We start from the raw sequence: 19,074 nt of genomic DNA on the forward strand, positions 1-19,074 counted from the left end.
CCATCTATGCCGAATCTGGTTAGCCTTGGAGTAGTATGTATGACCAGGCAGTCACACCATGATCTCGTTGCCGGCAGCTATCGAAATGAGGGCGCTCACGAAGCGCTATCGCCGCACGACCGCCCTCAACGGCATCGACCTGAAGATTCCCACCGGCTCGGTCTTTGGAATGATTGGGCCCAATGGAGCCGGTAAAACCACCACCATTCGGCTGCTCTTGGATATTATTCGGCCGTCCTCCGGCACCGTGGCTGTGCTTGGTAAGGATCCGCGTTCCGGCGGTCCAAGCTTGCGAGAGCAGATTGGCTACCTCCCCGGTGAGCTGAAGCTTCAGGGTAGAGTCAGCGGCCGCGAACTGATCCGTCATTACGCAGACATCAGCGGCCCTATATCTAAAGGTGCGATCGCCACCCTGGCCGAGCGGCTGGATCTTGATCTCGACCGCCAAGTACGAACTCTTTCCAAAGGTAACAAGCAAAAGCTCGGGCTGGTGCAGGCGTTTATGCACAAGCCCGCGCTGCTTGTGCTAGATGAACCAACCAGTGGCCAGGACCCGCTTGTTCAGCAGGAATTTTTGTCCATGGTTCGTGAGGCTCGAGATTCCGGAGCGACAGTCTTCCTGAGTTCACATATTCTGCGCGAGGTAGGCCAGGCGGCGGATACTGTTGCCATCCTGCGACAGGGGAAGATCCTTGCTGTGAGCTCGGTAGATGAGCTGCGAGAGAGCGCCGTGCGTAAGGTCCGTGCCCGTTTTACCCGAATAAGTGCTGAAGAGCTAAGGATGACTCTCTCGAAGATCAGTAACCTCACCGAGTTTGATGCCACGGAAAGAAATGGGCTCACGGAATTAACGGCAACAATCAGTGGGGACATCAATGCTTTTATTAGCACTATCGCCGCCTTCTCAATTGCCGAGCTGGCCATTGAGGAACCCGATCTTGAAGAGTCGGTTTTGAATCTTTACCGAGGCGGAGCAGCTGATGCGAAGTAGCGCACTGCCACTGTTCCGCCGCTCGATCGGGGACTCGTGGCGATCCACCCTCGGCTGGACTATAGGAGTCGCGGCTGCTCTGCTGCTATACCTTCCGCTATTCCCGGCACTGGGCGGCAAAGACTCCCAGATGGCTCAACTGATCAACAGCCTGCCGCCCCAGCTGGTCAACACCCTCAACTATGGAAGTATCACCACGGGGGCAGGCTATACGGAATCGACCTTTTTTGGCCTATTAGGCTTCGTGCTGATTGTCATAGCAGCAACATCTTGGGGTACGGCTGCAATCGCTGGCGATGTAGAAAACGGCACACTTGAACTCGTGCTCGCACACGCGGTCAGTCGGACTCAGCTGGTACTCTAGCGAACTCTTGCCGTAGTGCTTAGACTGGCCTGGCTAGCTGCCTTTAGCGCTCTTATGATCCTTGCTCTGAACACAAGTTCACAGCTTGAGTTGCTGCCGGCCAACATTGTTGCTGTCGCGGCCGCGGCCGGCATCGCCGTACTCGGCTATGTCCTCAATGCCATCGGCAATCAAAGCAAAAACCTTGACCACCTGCGAGACTTCTCACCCTACGGCTGGGCCTATCACCACACCCCACTAGCCAGCGGCGCCGACTGGGGCGGGCTCGCACTGCTCTATGGTTTTAGCATCCTTTTCATCGTCGTCGCGGTCGTTGCTTTGCGCAGGCGGGACATCAGCGCATAAGAAATCCCCGTTGATTTCACCGTATCTAGACGATTGAACCGCTAAACCCCGGAGCGGGGCAACAACGGTGAAAGCCTCCGTGCTCACTGCGTGCAAGACTCAGACAATGACGGATGACTCTTTGGGAACGCTGCACCACGTAGAACTTTGGGTACCTGACTTTGCACGTGCGGAGAAAGAGTGGGGCTGGCTACTCTCCAGCCTCGGCTACACGACCTTTCAAAAATGGTCGCGAGGGTGCAGTTGGAAGCAGGGAGCAACGTACATTGTTGTTGAACAGTCCCCGGATCTCACCAGTGGAATTCATCAACGAAAGTCTCCCGGTTTAAACCATTTAGCATTCCACGCCGGCTCATGCGCTGACGTTGATTCGCTATCAAGCACTAGCGCGGAGCATGGCTGGACGCCGTTGTTTACGCAAGAGTATCCCCATGCTGGCGGAGCTGGTCACTATGGTGCGTATCTAGAAAACTCTGACGGGTTCGAAGTAGAGCTTGTAGCCGGCACCGATGGCCTTCACCCGTCCAACCATTCCTGAGCACACTTCTCTAACCAATGCGCAAGCGTGGGAAGCACATCAATTTTCAGGAGCGAGTATGGAGGGCATCCCAGTCCCTCGATGTACCAGTGTCATATTCCCGTTATCCTCGATTGCCACTACGTAATAATCGTCCGGGCTGATGGAGACCAGCAAGCTTTGAACCAGACCCCGAATCCACCGATTCAAAAGGCCCACCTCCGCGATGGCATCGCTGGGTGGAAAGCACGGGATTTGGACAGCGAATTCGCCTCAATCAACCATAAGGAAATATTCTGCTGCCAAAGTGGCGAAGTGTCTGCCCCACCAATTTAGTCCAAGCCAGCAAGTCGCCTACGCTGAAATCAGTTGATTCAACCCCACTGGTCCAGGCACGCCTCACCGCGTCGCTGGCATTTTCATCAGGAGTTTTCCATGACCGAACGTCTTGTCCCCGGCGATTTTGCCCCGGCCTTCAGCCTGCCCAACACAGAAGGCGGTACTACCTCGCTGTCAGATTTTGCCGGCCGCCAGTTGATCATGTACTTCTACCCGGCCGCTATGACCCCCGGGTGCACCAAACAGGCCTGCGACTTTCGCGATAATTTGGCGTCTCTGCAGTCAGCCGGGTACCAAGTGGTAGGCATTTCACCAGATTCCGTGGCGAAATTGGAGAAATTTGTTGCCAAGGAAAGTCTCACGTTCCCCGTACTCAGCGACACGGACCATGCAGTGGCTTTGGCTTATGCCGCCTGGGGGGAGAAGAAAAATTACGGCAAGACTTATGAGGGACTGATTCGCACAACCATTGTCCTCGATGACGCAGGTAAGGTCACCCACGCCCAGTACAACGTCCGCGCGACAGGTCACGTTGCCAAGCTTCGCCGGGACTTGAACCTCGAGGACGCCTAGCCCCCAACCCCGGGTTGGCCCCTAACCCGAAAAAGGACCCCACCAAACCCGGTGGAGTCCTTTCATAAGTGCGCAAGAGGGGACTTGAACCCCTACGCCCGAAGGCACAGGTACCTAAAACCTGCGTGTCTACCAATTCCACCACTCGCGCGAGTGCATTGAAGCAACCACAATACTACCGGTTCAAATGAGTGCATTGCACCACGGTTGGGAAGAAACCCAGCAACTCTTGAGAATCAGCCGTTATGATGAGTGGCTGATGGAGTGTCCACGCTGCAAGGAGAATCAGAACGTGCCCAGCCCTGCCGGCCCCCTGCGAAAGGCTTACCGGCGCGCAGTGTCAATGGCCGCCGTCGTACTTTTCGCTGCAACCGCATGCACGGCGCCCCCTCTGCCCGGGCCAGATGCCAGCGCCTCAGCAACGACACCGCCGGCGGAAACCACGTTCAACTTCGGCACGGGCACCGACCCGCTCGGTTTCGATCCGGCTCTGGTGGCGGACACGGAGTCGTACCGGGTGACTCGGCAGGTACTTGAGGGGTTACTGACGATCGACCCCGTTACTGGAGCACCAGCTCCGAGCCTGGCTACCAGCTGGAAACAGCTCGACGGCGGTCTTAGCTACAACTTTAAGCTCCGCGGAGGTGTGAAATTTCACGACGGCACCGACTTTGATGCGGCCGCCGTGTGCACAAATTTTGAACGCTGGTACGCGCTGACCTCCGATACCCGAGCAGATGGTTCCTCAGCCATGTTCAAACAGGTGTTCCGCGAATTTTCAGACAATCCGCAAAACTCGCTCTACAAAGGATGCACGGTTGATGGGCCACTAGAGGTAACGCTGGGACTAAAAATGCGGCTCACCGGGTTCCTAGACGCGCTCACGCTGCCCGCTTTCGCCATCTCCTCCCCCACGGCGCTGAAACTTGGCACAGCCAACGTCCTGGATAAGTCATTCTCCGCCAACAAGGTCTCCAGTTACGCCCTGCACCCTGTGGGCACAGGCCCCTTCAGGTTCGTCTCGGCCGCCCCCGGGACTGTCACCATGGCAGCAAACAAGGATTACTGGGGTGAAAAGAGCCAGATCACCACACTGAAATTCACAACCTTCGAGCAGCCCGAAACCAGATTTGCTGCCCTTGACGATGGCACCCTTGATGGTTTCGATCCCGTCACGCCCAGCAATTTTGACAAGCTCATCAAGGGCGGTAAACAGGTACTGCAGCGCGACCCCTTTTCCGTCATGTATTTAGGTATCAACCAGAAAATACCTGTCATGGCTGAACTAGAGGTGCGTGAGGCTATTGCCGCTGCCGTGAACAAGACAACCCTTGCCAGTAACTACTTCATTGCGGGTACGGCCACCACCGCCCAGTTCATCCCACCCAAACTCAGCGGCTTCAACAACAGCGTTGAGGGTATTCCCTATGACCCGCAAAAGGCGAAGGACTTGCTGGCTGCCAGCAAATACAACGGTGAAGAACTGAAGTTTTATTACCCTGTGAATGCCGCCCGGACCTACCTTCCCTCGCCTGAAAAGGTGTACGCCCAGATTGCCACCGAGCTTACGGCCATAGGATTGAACATCAAGCCAGTGCCTGTGCCGTGGAATGACGGGTATCTCAATGCCGTCACCAAGGATACCGACCATGCACTGAGTTTGTTGGGTTGGAATGGCAGTTATGCCGATCCCGATAACTTTGTGGGGCCAATATTTGGTTCCCCAAGTGCGGAGTTAGGCATGAATGACCCGCAATTGGTCTCCAAAATCACGCGTGCACGCAGTCTTCCTAACGGACCGGAGCGGGTGGCCGCTTACGAGTCCATTAGCAAGCAACTAGCTGCCACAGTCCCGGCTGTTCCCATTGCGTTTCCCATTTCAGCTGTGGCGCTCTCGGATAAAGTGCTCTCCTACCCGCTCAGTCCTGTTCTCAACGAAGTTTTCAACCACGTCAAGCTCACGCCGGCCCCGCCAACAGGCTGACCCGAACGCGCAGTTACCCACCAGACGCATAGAAGTGGTGAAGGCCACTGTCAAGGCCTTGATTTACGTATACAGTGCCTGCCGCGATACGCTTCAATCGCTAGGAAGAGCCTCTACCGGAGTTGACTGTGACCTTCATTTCGAACACCAAAGACGCTGACGTTGTCCTCATCGGGGGCGGCATCATGAGCGCCACGCTGGGCACTATGCTCAAGCAACTCGAACCAAGCTGGAAGATTGTGCTGTTTGAACAGCTCGATACACCAGGATTGGAATCTTCCAGCCCGTGGAATAACGCCGGTACCGGCCACTCCGCGCTCTGTGAGCTTAATTACACCCCGATGGGTAAAGATGGCACCGTCAACCCAAGCAAAGCCATCCACATCAACGAGCAGTTCCAGCTCTCGCGTCAATTCTGGGCGCACCTGGTTGATGAATCGCTGATCGGCTCCCCCAAGGGCTTCATCAACACCGTTCCGCACATGAGCTTTGTTATAGGCGAGGCGCATCGGACGTTCCTCAAGGCCAGGCATGAGGCGCTGAAAACGAACCCGCTATTTGCCTCCATGGAATATAGCGAGGATCCGGGCGCCATCGCCAAGTGGACTCCGCTGGTCATGAAGGGCCGCGACCCTCAAGAGCAGGTCACGGCTACCCGCGCAGCTGAGGGCACCGACGTTGACTTTGGTGCACTGACCCGTGAGCTGATCGGCTACATGGGCAAGAACGACGTCGAAGTAAACTACGGCACTACAGTCACCGATTTGGACCGTAGCACCAACGGCGATTGGGATGTTTCCCTCAAGCATGCCTCTTCCGGTGAACGCGGCCGGATTAAAGCAAAATTTGTGTTCATTGGTAGCGGTGGCGGCGCCCTGCACCTCTTGCAGAAGTCGGGCGTCCCTGAGGGCAAGGGCTTTGGCGGTTTCCCCGTCTCCGGTCAGTTCTTCCGTTGCACCGATGAAAAGATCACCTCTCAACACAGCGCCAAGGTCTATGGTCAGGCGTCGGTGGGTGCCCCACCCATGTCAGTGCCCCACCTTGACACCCGCTACGTTGACGGCCAGCGTTCTTTGTTGTTCGGCCCCTACGGCGGCTTCTCCACCAAGTACCTTAAAACCGGAAGCTACATGGATCTACCCGGTTCAATCCGGCCCAATAACATTGTTCCCATGCTTGCGGTGGGCAAAGACAACCTGGACTTGGTGAAGTACCTCGTTAGTGAAGTCACCAAGTCACGCAGCGGCAAGGTTGAAGCACTCCACGAGTACTTCCCCGAAGCCGAGGGCGGCGATTGGGAGCTCATTACAGCAGGCCAGCGCGTGCAGATCATCAAAAAGGACGCCAAAAAGGGCGGTATTTTGCAGTTCGGCACAGAGGTCATCACAGCGGCCGACGGCACCCTGTCCGCGCTGTTGGGCGCTTCACCGGGGGCATCCACCGCAGTTCCCATTATGATTGAGCTGTTGCAGCGTTGCTTCCCACGCAAATTCAAGCTCGATTGGCAGGAATCTCTGCGTGCAATGATGCCAACTTACGGCACCAAGCTGAACGAGAACGCAGAACTTTTTAACAAGAGCCTTGCCGCCACGGCAACCTCTTTGCAGTTGGAGACAGACAAAGCCTAAAGTACCCCACATGGCTGGACGGGGACCGGCATAAAGCAGTGGGAGTTACTTGATGTTTAATTTGGCCAAAATGTCTTTGGGGAATCGGGCACTGATTGCCCTGATCACTATCTTCGCGATGGTGTTTGGGGTGATCACCCTTGGTTCACTGAAGCAGGAACTCATTCCCAGCATAGAGTTCCCGCAAATCACTGTTGTCTCCGCTATGCCCGGCGCCTCCCCGGCAGTGGTTGACAAACAGGTCAGTGAACCGCTGGAAGCGGCACTAAACGCGGTGGAGGGGCTGGAATCCAGCACCTCCACCTCGCGCAGCGGTGTCTCAACGATCAACCTTGCTTTCACCTACGGTACAAATCTTGACCGCGCGCGGAATCAAATTGACCGGGCGATCTCCAATGTCACCCAACGTCTGCCTGAGGGTGTCCAGCCCCAGCCCATAGCGGGCAGCATCGCCGACTTTCCCATTGTGTTCCTCGCTGTCTCCTCCGATCAGGACCTTTCCGCCCTGAACACCGATTTGCAACGTATTGCCGTCCCCCGGCTGATGAAGATCGAGGGTGTGCGCAGCGCCGATGTGACAGGCGCCAATTCCCAGCATATTGAGATCCTCCCGGACCCGGCCAAAATGGCTGCGGCCGGGGTGGATCCCGGCTCCATCGCCAACGCCCTCAAGAACAATGGGACACTGGTTCCTATTGGTTCCCTCAGTACCGAGGGCACCACGTTGTCCATCCAGGCGGGAAGTCCTGTTGATTCCCTGGACGCCGTCAAGGCGTTGCCGCTGGCTGGAACCTCCGGGGCGCAAGCACCTGCCAGCGCCCCCACGATCGCCTCGGTGGCGGCTGTCTCACTGGCAGATGACGTCCAGACTTCCATCACGCGCACCAACGGCAAGGCAACTCTGGCCCTGTCCATCACCAAGAAACCTTCAGCTGACACTGTGACGTTGTCCCAGCAGGTCAACGATGTCCTGCCGGAAATCACTGCTTCGATGGGCAACAACACTAAGTTCACCACGGTCTTGGACCAGGCACCGTTTATTGTAAAGTCCATCCATGACCTCACAGTTGAGGGCCTGCTAGGACTGGGTTTCGCGATCCTTGTCATCCTGCTCTTCCTCATGTCCGTGCGGTCAACACTTGTCACAGCCATCTCCATCCCGCTTTCACTACTTGTCACCTTCATTGGCCTGTGGGCCACGGGCTATTCACTGAATATCCTGACCCTTGGCGCACTCACGATTGCCATTGGCCGGGTGGTTGATGACTCCATTGTGGTGATTGAAAACATCAAGCGGCACTTGAGCTATGGGGAGGATAAAAAGACTGCCATTCTCGCTGCCATCAAGGAGGTTGCGGCTGCCATCACGGCCTCCACGCTGACCACCGTCGCCGTGTTCTTGCCGATCGCCTTTGTTGGCAGCCTGGCCGGGGAACTGTTCCGGCCGTTTGCGCTCACAGTCACGTTCGCACTGCTTGCCTCACTGCTGGTCTCTCTCACAATTGTTCCTGTGCTGGCTTACTGGTTCCTGAAATCCCCGGAAAATGCAGGGGCAGCGGACGACGCCGGAACCGCCTTGAGTGGGCAGGCTCTGCTGAGCGCTGTGGAAGAGAAGGAACGCTCTTCCTGGCTACAGCGCGGCTATCTACCGATCCTTGCCAAAACACAAAAACATCCGGTAGTGACCTTGCTGGCCGGTGGAATTGTGTTGGCAGCCACGTTGGCCATGACTCCGTTGCTCCCTACCAACCTGTTGGGTGACTCGGGGCAAAACAGTGTCAGCATCCAGCAGGACATGCCTGCCGGCACTAGCCTGGCGGTCACGGATCAGGCCGCCAAAAAAGTGGAGGCAGTTCTTCGCGGCATTGACGGTGTCACGGATGTCCAAGTCACTGTGGGTAATGCCTCCGGTGGTTTCTCGGCACTGCTTTCTTCTGGTGCCTCCAGCGCGGCCTTTCAGGTCATCACCAACCCCGATGCAGACCAAGTAAAGCTTCAGGACACAGTCCGTACCGCTGTAGATGGGGTCACAGATGCTGGTGAGCTGAGTATTGGCTCCCAGGGCGGTGGCCTGGGTATGTCAAACACTGTGGACATCACAGTTAAGGCAACCACCGGTGAGGGACTGAAACAGGCAAGCGAAGAGCTGGTCAAAACCATGGCCTCGCTCCCCGGTGCGCAGTCAGTTGCCAGCAATCTCAGCGGAGCTCAACCGGTCATCCAGGTCAGTGTTGACAGGGCAAAGGCTGTTGCTGCCGGACTCGAGGAACAACAGATCACTGGCTTGCTGGCCGCAACTGTTAGCCCCATCCCGGGCGGCACCGTGCGCATTGATACCACCGATTACAAGGTCCAGATTGGCCAGGGCACCAAGTTCGATTCCCTTGAGGCACTCGCGGGTGCCCAAATACCCACCGCGGCCGGACCTGTGCCCCTCTCGCAGGTGGCCAGCGTCAAGGAAGTTCAAACACCGCTGACGATCACCTCATCTGATGGCCAACGTACCGCCACCGTTTCAGTGACACCTAAGGGCAACTCCTTAGGATCCCTTAGCGGAGAAGTACAAAAACACCTGGATTCCACCACACTGCCAGCCGGTGTTGTTGCCAGCCTTGGTGGCGCAGCAACACAGCAGGCCGAATCATTCCAGCAGCTGGGCTTGGCCATGCTTGCCGCCATCGCCATTGTTTACGTGATCATGGTTGCCACGTTCAAATCGCTCATCCAACCACTGATCTTGCTGGTCTCCATCCCCTTTGCGGCCACCGGGGCCATTGGTTTGCTGCTCATCACAGGGATCCCCCTGGGTTTGCCCTCTCTGATCGGTATGTTGATGTTGGTTGGCATTGTGGTGACCAATGCCATTGTGCTTATTGACCTCATCAACCAGTACAGGCACCCAGCAGGCGACAGGCCCGCCATGAACGTTGCGGACGCCATTGAGCACGGTGCCCGCCAACGTCTACGCCCCATCTTGATGACGGCACTTGCCACCATCTTCGCCCTGACTCCCATGGCGTTGGGGCTGACAGGCGGTGGAGGCTTCATTTCCCAGCCTTTGGCCATCGTGGTTGTGGGCGGGCTGGTATCTTCCACCGCGCTAACCTTGATTCTGGTTCCTGTGCTGTACCGCCTGGTTGAGGGCCGCAAGGAACGCCACGATTTACTCAAGGCCCTGAAGGTTGTCCATGTGCCCGCAGGTCCATCTGCGGACTTCCAAGATTGGACAACTGGAGCCATTCCCAAGGTTCGCGGGCGCCGTGCCGCAAGCGACTAGCTAGGTAGGGTGGGTCCAAACGCCAGTTTGGGCACAAAGTACAGTGCTAGGGCCGCTACCAGAGCGGTGACACCACAGATGCTCCACACCAACATGTAGCCCTCTAGTGGGGCTGCAGTGCTCCCTACTTCGGCGGTCAGCGACCCAAGTGCCTGCCCTGCCAAGGCGATGCCGAAAATACAGGAAGCAAAGGCGCCGCCCAGCGTTTTTGTGGCGTTCGTGAGCCCGGCCGCCATCCCTGTTTGGGTCAACGGAGCAGCGGCGGCCGCCGCTGAGGGCAAGGCCGCCACCAAAGCGCCGCTGCCAATGCCGGCAATGGCCATGTTCAGCAGAACCTGGCTCATTGAATCATGGAACGGCAGGAACAAAAGATAACCAACAGCGACAAGGAGTGCCGCTCCCAGCAAGGTGATTCTCGGCGTCGTCCATTTAGTGAGGATGGGATAAAGCAGGGCGCCAAATAAGAGGCCCAAAACGTAAACACCTATCAAGATTGAAACCAGCCCGGAACTGGCCCCGAGCCCGTAACCAACCGTGTCCGGATCGGTCCGGGCAAATGTTGACAGCGGCGCCTGCGCGCCCAACACGGAGACGCCGAATAGAAATGCTGTGAGCTGGATCGGCCACATGCTGGGTTGGCGCAACAGGCGGATATCAATCAGTGGATCTTTATGGCCCAGCTCGTGCCTGGTGAACGGTGCAAGCGCCATAATTCCAAGCACCACGCCAGCCCACGCCCACCAGGTGCCGGGCCCGTTGATACGCATGAATGTCAGGCCTGTGGTAATGAGTAGCAGAGCCGTGGAGAGCAGTGTCAGCCCCATAATGTCCAGACGGCCTCCGGTTCGGCTTTCAGATTCGGGAACACCAAACAAGATCACGAAGAAACACAAAGTGACGGCGATCGCGGGGATCATCAGTGTCAGCCAGAGCTGATCAGGCAAAGCCCCACCAATGAACCCACCGGCCAGCGCCCCGACAATGACACCGAACTCCAGTCCAGCAACAAGAATCCCGGCGGATCTGCGGGTAAGTGCGGCACCGTCAGGACGATGATGGGAGCGGCTGTAGATGAGTGCAATTTCCAGCGGTAGCCACACCACGTAGAAGCCCTGGAGCGCCCACGCAATGATGAAGAACCAGAAGTTCGGAGCGAAAGCCACACCCCATGACGCCGCTGCCGTCAGTGCTGTGGAAATCAGGAGCACCTTGCGGTGCCCGATCATGTCGCCCATTTTCGCCAGTACGGGAACCACGAGTGCGCTGACCATCAACTGAGCCGCCTCAAACCAGTTGACGTCTGCGTCGTGGATGCCCAGGAAGCGGGCAATGTCTGTCAGTAGCGGGGTGTAATAGCCTTGGAGGATCCCGCTTGTAAGCTCCACAAGCACCAGAAAACCCACGATTGCTGTGGCGCTCGTGGCCGCTGTGCCGCGTTTCCCGGCGATCGCACGTGAGAATGAAGCCATGGGGTTCCTCCACAATTGCGCTGGCATAGATGGCAAGTCCTTGAACGGCATCCTAGTACCCGCGGGTAACTCAGCGGGTGATTCTTGGATTTTTATTTCCTCTTCCGGTGTCGGAACATTCTGGCGCTTCTCAACGTTAGCCTTAGTATTAGATACAAACGCATATACCTCACGGCGAGTCCGCAGGGTCAAGGAGCAGCTAATGCAGTTCGGAATTTTCAGTGTTGGTGACATTACAATGGACCCCACCACTGGGCGCACCCCCACCGAGCACCAGCGCCTACAAGCAATCACTACGATCGCCAAACACGCTGAGGACGTGGGACTGGACGTGTTTGCGACCGGCGAGCACCACAACCCGCCGTTCTACCCCAGCTCACCAACAACTATTTTGGCGTACATAGCCGCGCAAACTCAGAACATCATCCTCTCCACCAGCACAACTTTGATCACGACGAATGATCCGGTAAAAATCGCCGAGGACTTTGCCACCCTGCAGCACCTCTCCAACGGTAGGACTGACATTGTGCTGGGGCGTGGGAATATGGGTGCCGTTTATCCGTGGTTTGGTAAAAATAACCACGATTCCGTGGAGCTGACGGTTGAGAACTATGCGCTGCTACGCCGGCTTTGGGATGAGGAGGTAGTGAACTGGGAAGGTAAATTCCGTACACCGCTGCTCGGCTTCACCTCAACACCCAGACCCCTAGATGGGGTGGCTCCGTTTGTTTGGCATGGCGCCATTCGCACGCCCCAGGTTGCCGAGATTGCCGCGTATTACGGTGACGGCTTCTTCGCGAACAATATCTTCTGGCCCAAGGAACACTACATCCAGCTGATCAACCTCTACCGGGAACGCTACGCACACTACGGCCATGGCACACAAGAACAGGCAATCGTGGGTTTGGGCGGACAGTTTTTCATTCGCAAAAAATCACAAGATGCGGTCAATGAATTCCGCCCCTACTTCGATAACGCCCCCGTTTACGGCCACGGACCTTCCTTGGAAGACTTCACCTCACAAACCCCGCTAACAGTGGGTAGCCCGCAGGAAATGATTGAAAAAACTCTCACCTTCCGCGACTACTTCGGCGATTACCAACGACAGCTGTTCCTCATAGACCATGCGGGCTTGCCACTGAAAACGGTGTTGGAGCAGCTAGATTTGTTTGCTGCGGAGGTCCTACCCACACTTCGGCAGGAATTCGCCACCAACCGTCCCGCGAACGTCCCTAACGGGCCCACATTCGCAGCTCGGCGTGCCGCTGCACAGAAGGCTGCCGCCGTCGAGCCTGCAGCACACACACCCGGTTCCAGCACAAAAGTGGTGAACTGAGATGTCCGCTGCCACACACCGCAGGCTGACTACCGATTCGTGGGAATCACTGCTGCGTTCGCAGGTGGCGATGGTGCGTGAACTGCATAGGGAAGCCATCTTCAAAGAAGTGGGCAGCCGCGAATATGATGTCCTCTACAGCCTTTCTCGTTGCCCGAGTGGTTGGCTGCGCCTGAATGAACTCAACGATTATGTCCTGCTAACCCAGCCGAGTATCTCGCGCATGGTTGACAGGCTGGAGCAGCGTGGGCTCATCGCGCGAAAAACTGCCCAGGATGACAAACGCGGGGTGCTGATCGGGCTAACCGAAGCAGGAGCCGAGCTGCAGAAAAAAGTAGGGCGTGTACATGTAAAGAACATCATGGAACGTATGGAAGTTGCTTTCACGGACGAAGAGATGCGCACGTTGCTGGAGTTAACAACCAAACTGCGCACTTCCTTAGGCGGCAGCTAACCGAGTGCCTTGAATGATGTGATCATTTTTTGGATGTTCTGGAATTCGCTGGTGAGCATGTAAGCCCGAGCATCAGTGATCGTGGCGAAAGCCCGTAAGCCGGGTGAGCCGTTGGGGTCACTGGTGAATTGAAGAACGTCGCCAAACATGTAGATGCCCAGCTTCTCTGACGAGACGGTGTTGTAAACCAGGCAGGCCTTGCCATCGGGACCGGCCGCTTGATCCGTGATTCCGTAGGAGGCAAAGTGATGAGTTTCGCCTTGGATGATGCGGTAGGTGAACCGAGGCTCCACGGCAAGCATAGATTCGTTGTCTGACGGGATCGCCAAGGGAACACTGGCTAGCACCGTGTTCGGTCTACTGGAGTCCGGCTGGCAGGCCCCACCCAAACTCGATATGTGAGTGTTCAGCACAGCCATGACATCTGAGGAAGCAGCCCTCACCTCAAGGCGAACCGCTCTGGCGCTAGGTGGGGCTGGTACCGTCCGAGCTTGAGTTCGAGGGCGTCGTGAAAGTTTGGGGACTAGCGCTCGCATGCACTTGAGCTGGTTGGCTTGCCGAATCCGATGATTCCGTAGCTCCCGTGGTTGTTCCGCAGCCGCTCGAGGCCCGAGCCTTGATGCGCCCATGCTACCGGCAACTTGGGTTATCACCTCAGATTTTGGATCAGTTCACGGTAAAAAACTACGCCCGCACCCAGCGATCCGATTCGCACCCGTTCATTGACAGCATGCAAACTGGCCCTGTCAGAGGCATCCATTAAGAGTGGAGAGAAACGGTAGACGGCCGGGGAGATTGTGCACAAGTGCCGTGAGTCCGTGGCGCCGGTTTGGATATATGGCGTCACAACGGCTGCGGGATACGACGCGGCCACTGCACGCGTCAGCAGCGCAAATTGATCGCTCTCAAAGGAAGAAATCGGCGATGGATCATGCCCTGAGAGGACTCTTAGTTCCACGGACGGATCGTCAATGATTGTTCGAACTTGCTCAACCACCGAGTCAACAGACTCCCCCACGGCAATGCGAATATTGGCATTGGCACGAGCCGTGGAAGCCAGCACGTTTGAGGCTTTACTGCCCTCCAGCATGGTGACGGCCACTGTGGTGCGGGTCAGGGCACGCGTTTCATCGCCCACCCAAGAAAATACTTGCGTCAAGGGTGTCTTAAAAATCCACATGTTCTCTGTTATGAGCCGCAAAGCAAAGCTGCTGTGCAACCCGATCCGGCGCATCATTTCCACAATGGGTGCTGGCATGGATGCCGAAAACTGTGTCTCCTCGAGCGCAACAATGGCTTGGGCAAGACGTGCAGTTGCCCCCATACGCGGAGGAGTGGAAGCGTGCCCACCGGCCCCTCGGGTCAGCAGTTCCAAGTCTAAACTTCCCTTTTCAGCCACACCGATAACAGCCGCCGGCGCTTTCAGACCAGGGAAGGCGTCCAGGGCAACAGCCCCTCCTTCATCAAGGACCAGCCACGGTTTCACACCACGGCGGGCGAGTAGATCCGCCGCAGCGCGCGCGCTGTCACCGGTACTCTCCTCATTGTTACCGAAGGATAGGTAGAGATCGTAGGCTGGCGCAAAACCATCATCGATCAATGTCTCAATGGCTCCCATGATGACAACCAGGGCACCCTTGTCATCCAATGCCCCGCGGCCCCAAACCCACCCGTTCTCCTGATGGCCGGAGAACCCCGGGTGCTTCCAATCATCTCGAGTGTCAACGGGGACCACATCATAATGAGCCATCAGCACAGTGGGTTTGGCATCGGCATCGGATTTGGACCCGGCCCATTTGAAAAGAAGCGCGTGCCCATTGACAAACTCCCGGGACAGTACCGTATGCACACCCGGGTACAAGCGCTCCAACGCTTCTATGAATCCCGTAAATTGATCGAGCTCAATGAGGTCCCGAGCACTGGCAAACACGGTGCGGAAGCCGATCAGCTCACTAAGCTGATCAGCCGCCGGTTGAGCGTATTGCACCCCAGTCTCCGGCGCTTGATCGTATGCGGGTGGAGCAGCTCCAGCACTGTGGGCACGCGCACCAATGACGGCGGCCGCACCGCCAACACTGACCACCAAGGCTGCTGCTACTGCTCGGGCTGTTCGCGCTGCACTGCCTGTTCTAGCTGCATGGCTAAGAGGCCTGGCTGATCCTTTACGCATAAGACGGATTCTATGCCACGGCCCTGATGATTGGCTTGGTATCAGGACTAAAAAGAAGCACAAGTAAACACAAGATGAACAGTTGTTTCATGGGCACAGTTTTTGTGGACAGAGTGTTTATCGGCACGTACGCTCTTTTTTGTGAGCACAATGACGTTGGCCCAACGGGCCGCAGAGCAACCCCTTCCGCTTCTGATATTGGACTTTGATGGCACTCTTTGTCTGGGTGACGGCCCAGTATTGGCCTATGCAGCCGCTGTTACGGATCAGATCCCGGAAAGCGCTAGAAAAAGTCTCCATGAAGCACTGGCCCAATTTCTGGCGCAAGATTCCAACGCTCCCGCCTACAAGGACGGGTATGCGGCGGTGGCGGCACTTTCCGAGGGTCTGTTGGATGAAGCAGCACTGAGTCAGGCCTATACAGAGAGTCGACGCCAGCTCGCCGCGGGAGAAGTGACCATCAGCGCCCCGGATGGGTTAGCCGCCTTTCTGGATCAGTTGGAAGGCGTCGCTTTCCGAATAGTGCTGACAAATGCCCCCTTAACAGGCGTGGCGGAGTCTCTCACCACTCTGGGTCTGGCCCCATCCATAGACCTGATCATTGCTGATGCAAATAAACCCGGTGGATTCACCGAGTTGCTCCCGGACTTCTTGCAGGACAGGGCACCCTACGAACTACTCAGTGTGGGCGACGTTTGGAGTAACGACATTGAGGTGCCGGCCCGAGCGGGCTGCGCTACCGCTTTCATTGACCGGTTCAACCACCAAAGCGGCGCCGCAACTCTGCGCGCCGCCCGGTTTGAGCTGCTGTATGCCGCAATCACCGACTGGGCGCACAACCCAGCGGTCTTTATTTCCAACCAACCCAGCATCTCCACTCCTTCCTCAGAAAAGGCACCACTGTGAAAAACAACCGTTCTAAAAACGCAGCATGGGCAGCTTTGGCTCTTGCCGGAACCCTTGCAATGTCCTCCTGTGGCGTCAGCCAAGACCAGGCTAGCTCCGCGTCTGGTGCCGCAACGTCAACCTCTGCCTGTACCGGCACCAATGAGAGCTCCGGCCCAGCTCCTTCAAAGCTAACGCTCGCACTTGTCCCTTCCGGAGACGCCAAGAAACTCGTTGACACAGTCAAACCGTTAGAAGAAGCGCTCTCTTCCCGACTAGGGATCCCGGTCACTGGCGTCATCACGGCAGACTACCAAGCAGCAGTCGAAGCCATCGGCGCCAACCAGGCCCAGATAGGTATGCTCCCATCCCTGCAGATGAGCCAGGCTTGCGATAAATACGGCGCCATCCCCGCGTTGCAGACAGTGCGGAAGGAAAAGTCCAGTTACGCCGCCCAGATGTTCACCAACAACCCCGATAAGTACTGCACCGACAAGCCCGCAGAGGGACCCAACGGGATGCTTTATTGCAATGGCACAGCATCAGGGAACGGCCCCGCGGGCCTCGACGCCGTGAAGAAGATCAAGGGTTCAACAGTGGCCATGCTTTCGTCAGCATCGCCCGCAGGATACATTTTCCCCGTCGCTGCAATGAAAACCGCGGACATCGCCCTTGAAGACATCTCTGCCATCAAAGTCACCGCCAATGATGCCTCGGTTCTCGCCGTCTATAAGGGTGACGCCGAGGTTGGTTTCAGCTACTGGGATGCCCGCGAGGTAGTGGCCTCAGACACTCCGGATATTGGCAGTAAAGTGGTCGTTTTTGCCTTGACGGATGAGGTCCCCAACGACGGCATGTCCATCTCCAGCAAGCTCAGCTCAGAGTGGCAGCAGAAGATCAGTGACGCCATGCTGGATTTCGCGGGCACCACAGAAGGCGTCAAAGCGTTGAAGGCTATTTACCAAATCACGGGTATGGCTGTGGCAGACCCGAAGAGCTTGTCCATTACCCAGGAAGCCGCGAAATCCATTGGACTCGGCTAGATCCATTGGACCCGCTTAGCCACAATATCGCCGGCACGTTCTGATCGATTCCAGCACCCTTACAAAGACACAAGAAAGCAGAGCTCATGGAGCACACGGGGGCGGATATCCGCTTTAGCGATGTCTGCGTTAGATATCCCAATGGTTACACCGGTTTGAAGAACATTGACCTGTTCATTCCTTCCGGTGACATGGTGGGTATCGTTGGCCTGTCAGGGGCTGGCAAGTCAACATTGGTGCGCACCATCAACGGGCTTGTTCCCATCACCAGTGGCCACATCACTGTAGGCGATCACCAGCTCAATGGTTCCGGAGAACCCCGGCTCCGTGGCAAGGACTTGCGTGAATTGCGCTCCAATGTGGGCATGGTCTTCCAGAGCTTTAATCTGGCCAAGCGCACTACTGTCATCAACAATGTTCTGATGGGCAGGCTGTACCACTCTCCCGCCTGGCGGACGCTTCTGGGTGCTTGGAAGAACGACGACGTGGAGCTCGCCATGGCTGCTTTGGAGCGGGTCGAAATAGTGCCTAAGGCCTACGAAAAAGCCTCAAGTCTCTCCGGCGGACAACAGCAGCGGGTAGCCATTGCCCGCACTCTCGCCCAGAGGCCAAAGGTGATACTTGCTGATGAACCGGTGGCTTCCCTTGATCCGCCAACGTCCCACGTGGTGATGCGTGATCTGCAGCGCATCAACGCCGAGCTTGGCATCACGGTGGTGGTGAATTTGCACTTCCTGGATTTAGCAAGGCGGTACAGCAACAGGCTAATCGGGCTGCGTTCCGGGGAAGTTGTCTTTGACGGTGCCGGAGCCGACGCCGACGAGTCTGTCTTTGAAAACATCTACGGCCGCTCGCTAACGGCCGAAGATGTTTTGCCCAACAAAGGCCAGTTATGAGCTCAGCCACTACCGTGAAGACCGAACCCGGCCGCCCTACCAAGCCGCGCCATGGCGCAAAGTCAGCTGCCGCCGTCGTTCTTCTGCTGGCTATCACTCTCTGGGCTGGATTTGGGGTCCAGGTTGATGTGGCGGCAATAGTACAGAACTGGCGCAACGCCACCAGCAACGTCATTGCGCTGCTGCAGCCGGATTATGGGTTCTTCCCCAAAACCATTCCTGCCCTGGTGGAAACCCTGCAGATGGCCGTCATTGCTACGGTAGTGGGTTCGGCCATCTCGCTGCCGCTGGCTTTTTTGGCCTCCAGGGCAACCAACCCTAAGCCGTGGCTGCTCGCTGGCGTACGTTTTGTCATGAACATGATCCGCAGCGTGCCAGAAATTCTTTTCGCGGCAATTCTGGTGGCAGTTGTCGGTGTGGGTGCACTCTCAGGCATCATGGCGCTGGTGCTGTTCAATATTGGCATCATTGTGAAGCTGGTCTCGGAGACCCTGGATGGCGAGGACACAGGCGCTCAAGAGGCCGCTTTGGCTGCCGGTGCCAGCTGGCCCAAAGCCAAACGGGCGGCCATGCTTCCCCAGATCCTGCCCAGTTTCATCTCACAGCTTTTATACACTTTCGAGCTAAATATTCGTGCCTCGGCTGTCATTGGGCTGGTGGGAGCCGGGGGTCTGGGTATTTTGATTGACAACGTCCGCAGCTTCTTTAGGTACCACGAGCTGTCCCTGATCATTATGGAGATCCTCATACTGGTTTTAGTGCTGGAGTCGATCTCTTCATGGCTTCGAAAGAAGTTGGTATAA

General features: G+C 56.8%; 17 protein-coding genes and 1 tRNA gene. 14 read left to right on the top strand and 4 right to left on the bottom strand.

The features are described from left to right. Window positions 1-58: 58 nt before the first annotated feature. The 5 genes from AAFM46_RS11095 (at window position 59) to bcp (ending at window position 3,129) form a co-directional block, all read left to right on the top strand. Complete coding sequence (locus tag AAFM46_RS11095) at window positions 59-991, top strand: ABC transporter ATP-binding protein (RefSeq protein ID WP_343317811.1); 933 nt, start codon at window positions 59-61, stop codon at window positions 989-991. Further along, window positions 981-1,355, top strand: a complete 375-nt coding sequence (locus AAFM46_RS11100; RefSeq protein WP_343317812.1) for an ABC transporter permease subunit — start codon at window positions 981-983, stop codon at window positions 1,353-1,355. Before AAFM46_RS11095 ends, AAFM46_RS11100 begins: the two co-directional genes overlap by 11 nt. Before the next feature lie 15 nt (window positions 1,356-1,370). Further along, complete coding sequence (locus AAFM46_RS11105; RefSeq protein WP_343317814.1) at window positions 1,371-1,700, top strand: hypothetical protein; 330 nt, start codon at window positions 1,371-1,373, stop codon at window positions 1,698-1,700. A 106-nt stretch (window positions 1,701-1,806) separates the two neighbouring features. Further along, entirely contained in the window at window positions 1,807-2,238 is a 432-nt protein-coding gene (locus tag AAFM46_RS11110; RefSeq protein WP_343317816.1) for a VOC family protein, read from the top strand. Between the two features lie 414 nt (window positions 2,239-2,652). Next, complete coding sequence (gene bcp / locus AAFM46_RS11115) at window positions 2,653-3,129, top strand: thioredoxin-dependent thiol peroxidase (protein ID WP_283528050.1); 477 nt, start codon at window positions 2,653-2,655, stop codon at window positions 3,127-3,129. Window positions 3,130-3,198: 69 nt separating this feature from the next. Here bcp and AAFM46_RS11120 read toward each other — a convergent pair. Further along, window positions 3,199-3,280, bottom strand: a tRNA-Leu gene (locus AAFM46_RS11120). 141 nt (window positions 3,281-3,421) lie between these two features. On the opposite strand from AAFM46_RS11120, the gene AAFM46_RS11125 reads away from it, so the two are divergent. The 3 genes from AAFM46_RS11125 (at window position 3,422) to AAFM46_RS11135 (ending at window position 10,018) form a co-directional block, all read left to right on the top strand. Further along, window positions 3,422-5,113, top strand: coding sequence for an ABC transporter substrate-binding protein (locus AAFM46_RS11125; RefSeq protein WP_343317818.1), 1,692 nt, complete (start codon window positions 3,422-3,424; stop codon window positions 5,111-5,113). Between the two features lie 128 nt (window positions 5,114-5,241). Beyond that, a complete protein-coding gene (locus AAFM46_RS11130) occupies window positions 5,242-6,741 on the top strand; it encodes a malate:quinone oxidoreductase (protein ID WP_343317820.1) in 1,500 nt (499 codons plus the stop codon). A gap of 52 nt (window positions 6,742-6,793) precedes the next feature. Then, a complete protein-coding gene (locus AAFM46_RS11135; RefSeq protein WP_343317821.1) occupies window positions 6,794-10,018 on the top strand; it encodes an efflux RND transporter permease subunit in 3,225 nt (1,074 codons plus the stop codon). Here AAFM46_RS11135 and AAFM46_RS11140 read toward each other — a convergent pair. Further along, window positions 10,015-11,487, bottom strand: coding sequence for an MFS transporter (locus tag AAFM46_RS11140; protein WP_343317823.1), 1,473 nt, complete (start codon window positions 11,485-11,487; stop codon window positions 10,015-10,017). The two genes, AAFM46_RS11135 and AAFM46_RS11140, sit on opposite strands and share 4 nt — an antisense overlap. 202 nt (window positions 11,488-11,689) lie before the next feature. Here AAFM46_RS11140 and AAFM46_RS11145 point away from each other — a divergent pair, with 202 nt between their 5' ends. Beyond that, window positions 11,690-12,823 carry a CE1758 family FMN-dependent luciferase-like monooxygenase gene (locus AAFM46_RS11145; RefSeq protein ID WP_343317825.1) on the top strand — a complete coding sequence of 378 codons (1,134 nt, stop codon included), beginning with the start codon at window positions 11,690-11,692 and terminating at the stop codon, window positions 12,821-12,823. Between the two features lies 1 nt (window position 12,824). Beyond that, window positions 12,825-13,277: a MarR family transcriptional regulator gene (locus AAFM46_RS11150; RefSeq protein ID WP_343317827.1), complete on the top strand. Its 453-nt coding sequence runs from the start codon at window positions 12,825-12,827 to the stop codon at window positions 13,275-13,277. Here AAFM46_RS11150 and AAFM46_RS11155 read toward each other — a convergent pair. Both AAFM46_RS11155 and AAFM46_RS11160 read right to left on the bottom strand, forming a co-directional pair. Then, window positions 13,274-13,606 carry a hypothetical protein gene (locus AAFM46_RS11155; RefSeq protein WP_343317829.1) on the bottom strand — a complete coding sequence of 111 codons (333 nt, stop codon included), beginning with the start codon at window positions 13,604-13,606 and terminating at the stop codon, window positions 13,274-13,276. The genes AAFM46_RS11150 and AAFM46_RS11155 overlap by 4 nt on opposite strands. 320 nt (window positions 13,607-13,926) lie before the next feature. Continuing rightward, a complete protein-coding gene (locus AAFM46_RS11160) occupies window positions 13,927-15,447 on the bottom strand; it encodes a M20/M25/M40 family metallo-hydrolase (protein WP_343317831.1) in 1,521 nt (506 codons plus the stop codon). 141 nt (window positions 15,448-15,588) lie between these two features. Here AAFM46_RS11160 and AAFM46_RS11165 point away from each other — a divergent pair, with 141 nt between their 5' ends. The 4 genes from AAFM46_RS11165 (at window position 15,589) to phnE (ending at window position 19,074) form a co-directional block, all read left to right on the top strand. Continuing rightward, window positions 15,589-16,353, top strand: coding sequence for a hydrolase (locus tag AAFM46_RS11165; RefSeq protein ID WP_343317833.1), 765 nt, complete (start codon window positions 15,589-15,591; stop codon window positions 16,351-16,353). After that, on the top strand, window positions 16,350-17,375 hold the full coding sequence (locus tag AAFM46_RS11170) for a phosphate/phosphite/phosphonate ABC transporter substrate-binding protein (protein WP_283528068.1): 1,026 nt from the start codon (window positions 16,350-16,352) through the stop codon (window positions 17,373-17,375). The genes AAFM46_RS11165 and AAFM46_RS11170 overlap by 4 nt, the downstream gene beginning before the upstream one ends. Window positions 17,376-17,461: 86 nt before the next feature. After that, window positions 17,462-18,271 (top strand): phosphonate ABC transporter ATP-binding protein, encoded by an 810-nt coding sequence (phnC, locus tag AAFM46_RS11175; protein ID WP_283528071.1) that lies wholly within the window; start codon window positions 17,462-17,464, stop codon window positions 18,269-18,271. Continuing rightward, the gene (gene phnE / locus AAFM46_RS11180; protein WP_343317834.1) at window positions 18,268-19,074 is read left to right on the top strand and encodes a phosphonate ABC transporter, permease protein PhnE; all 807 of its coding nucleotides are present in this window, start codon (window positions 18,268-18,270) and stop codon (window positions 19,072-19,074) included. Before phnC ends, phnE begins: the two co-directional genes overlap by 4 nt.

The organism is Arthrobacter sp. TMP15 (assembly GCF_039529835.1).
Classification (GTDB): domain Bacteria; phylum Actinomycetota; class Actinomycetes; order Actinomycetales; family Micrococcaceae; genus Specibacter.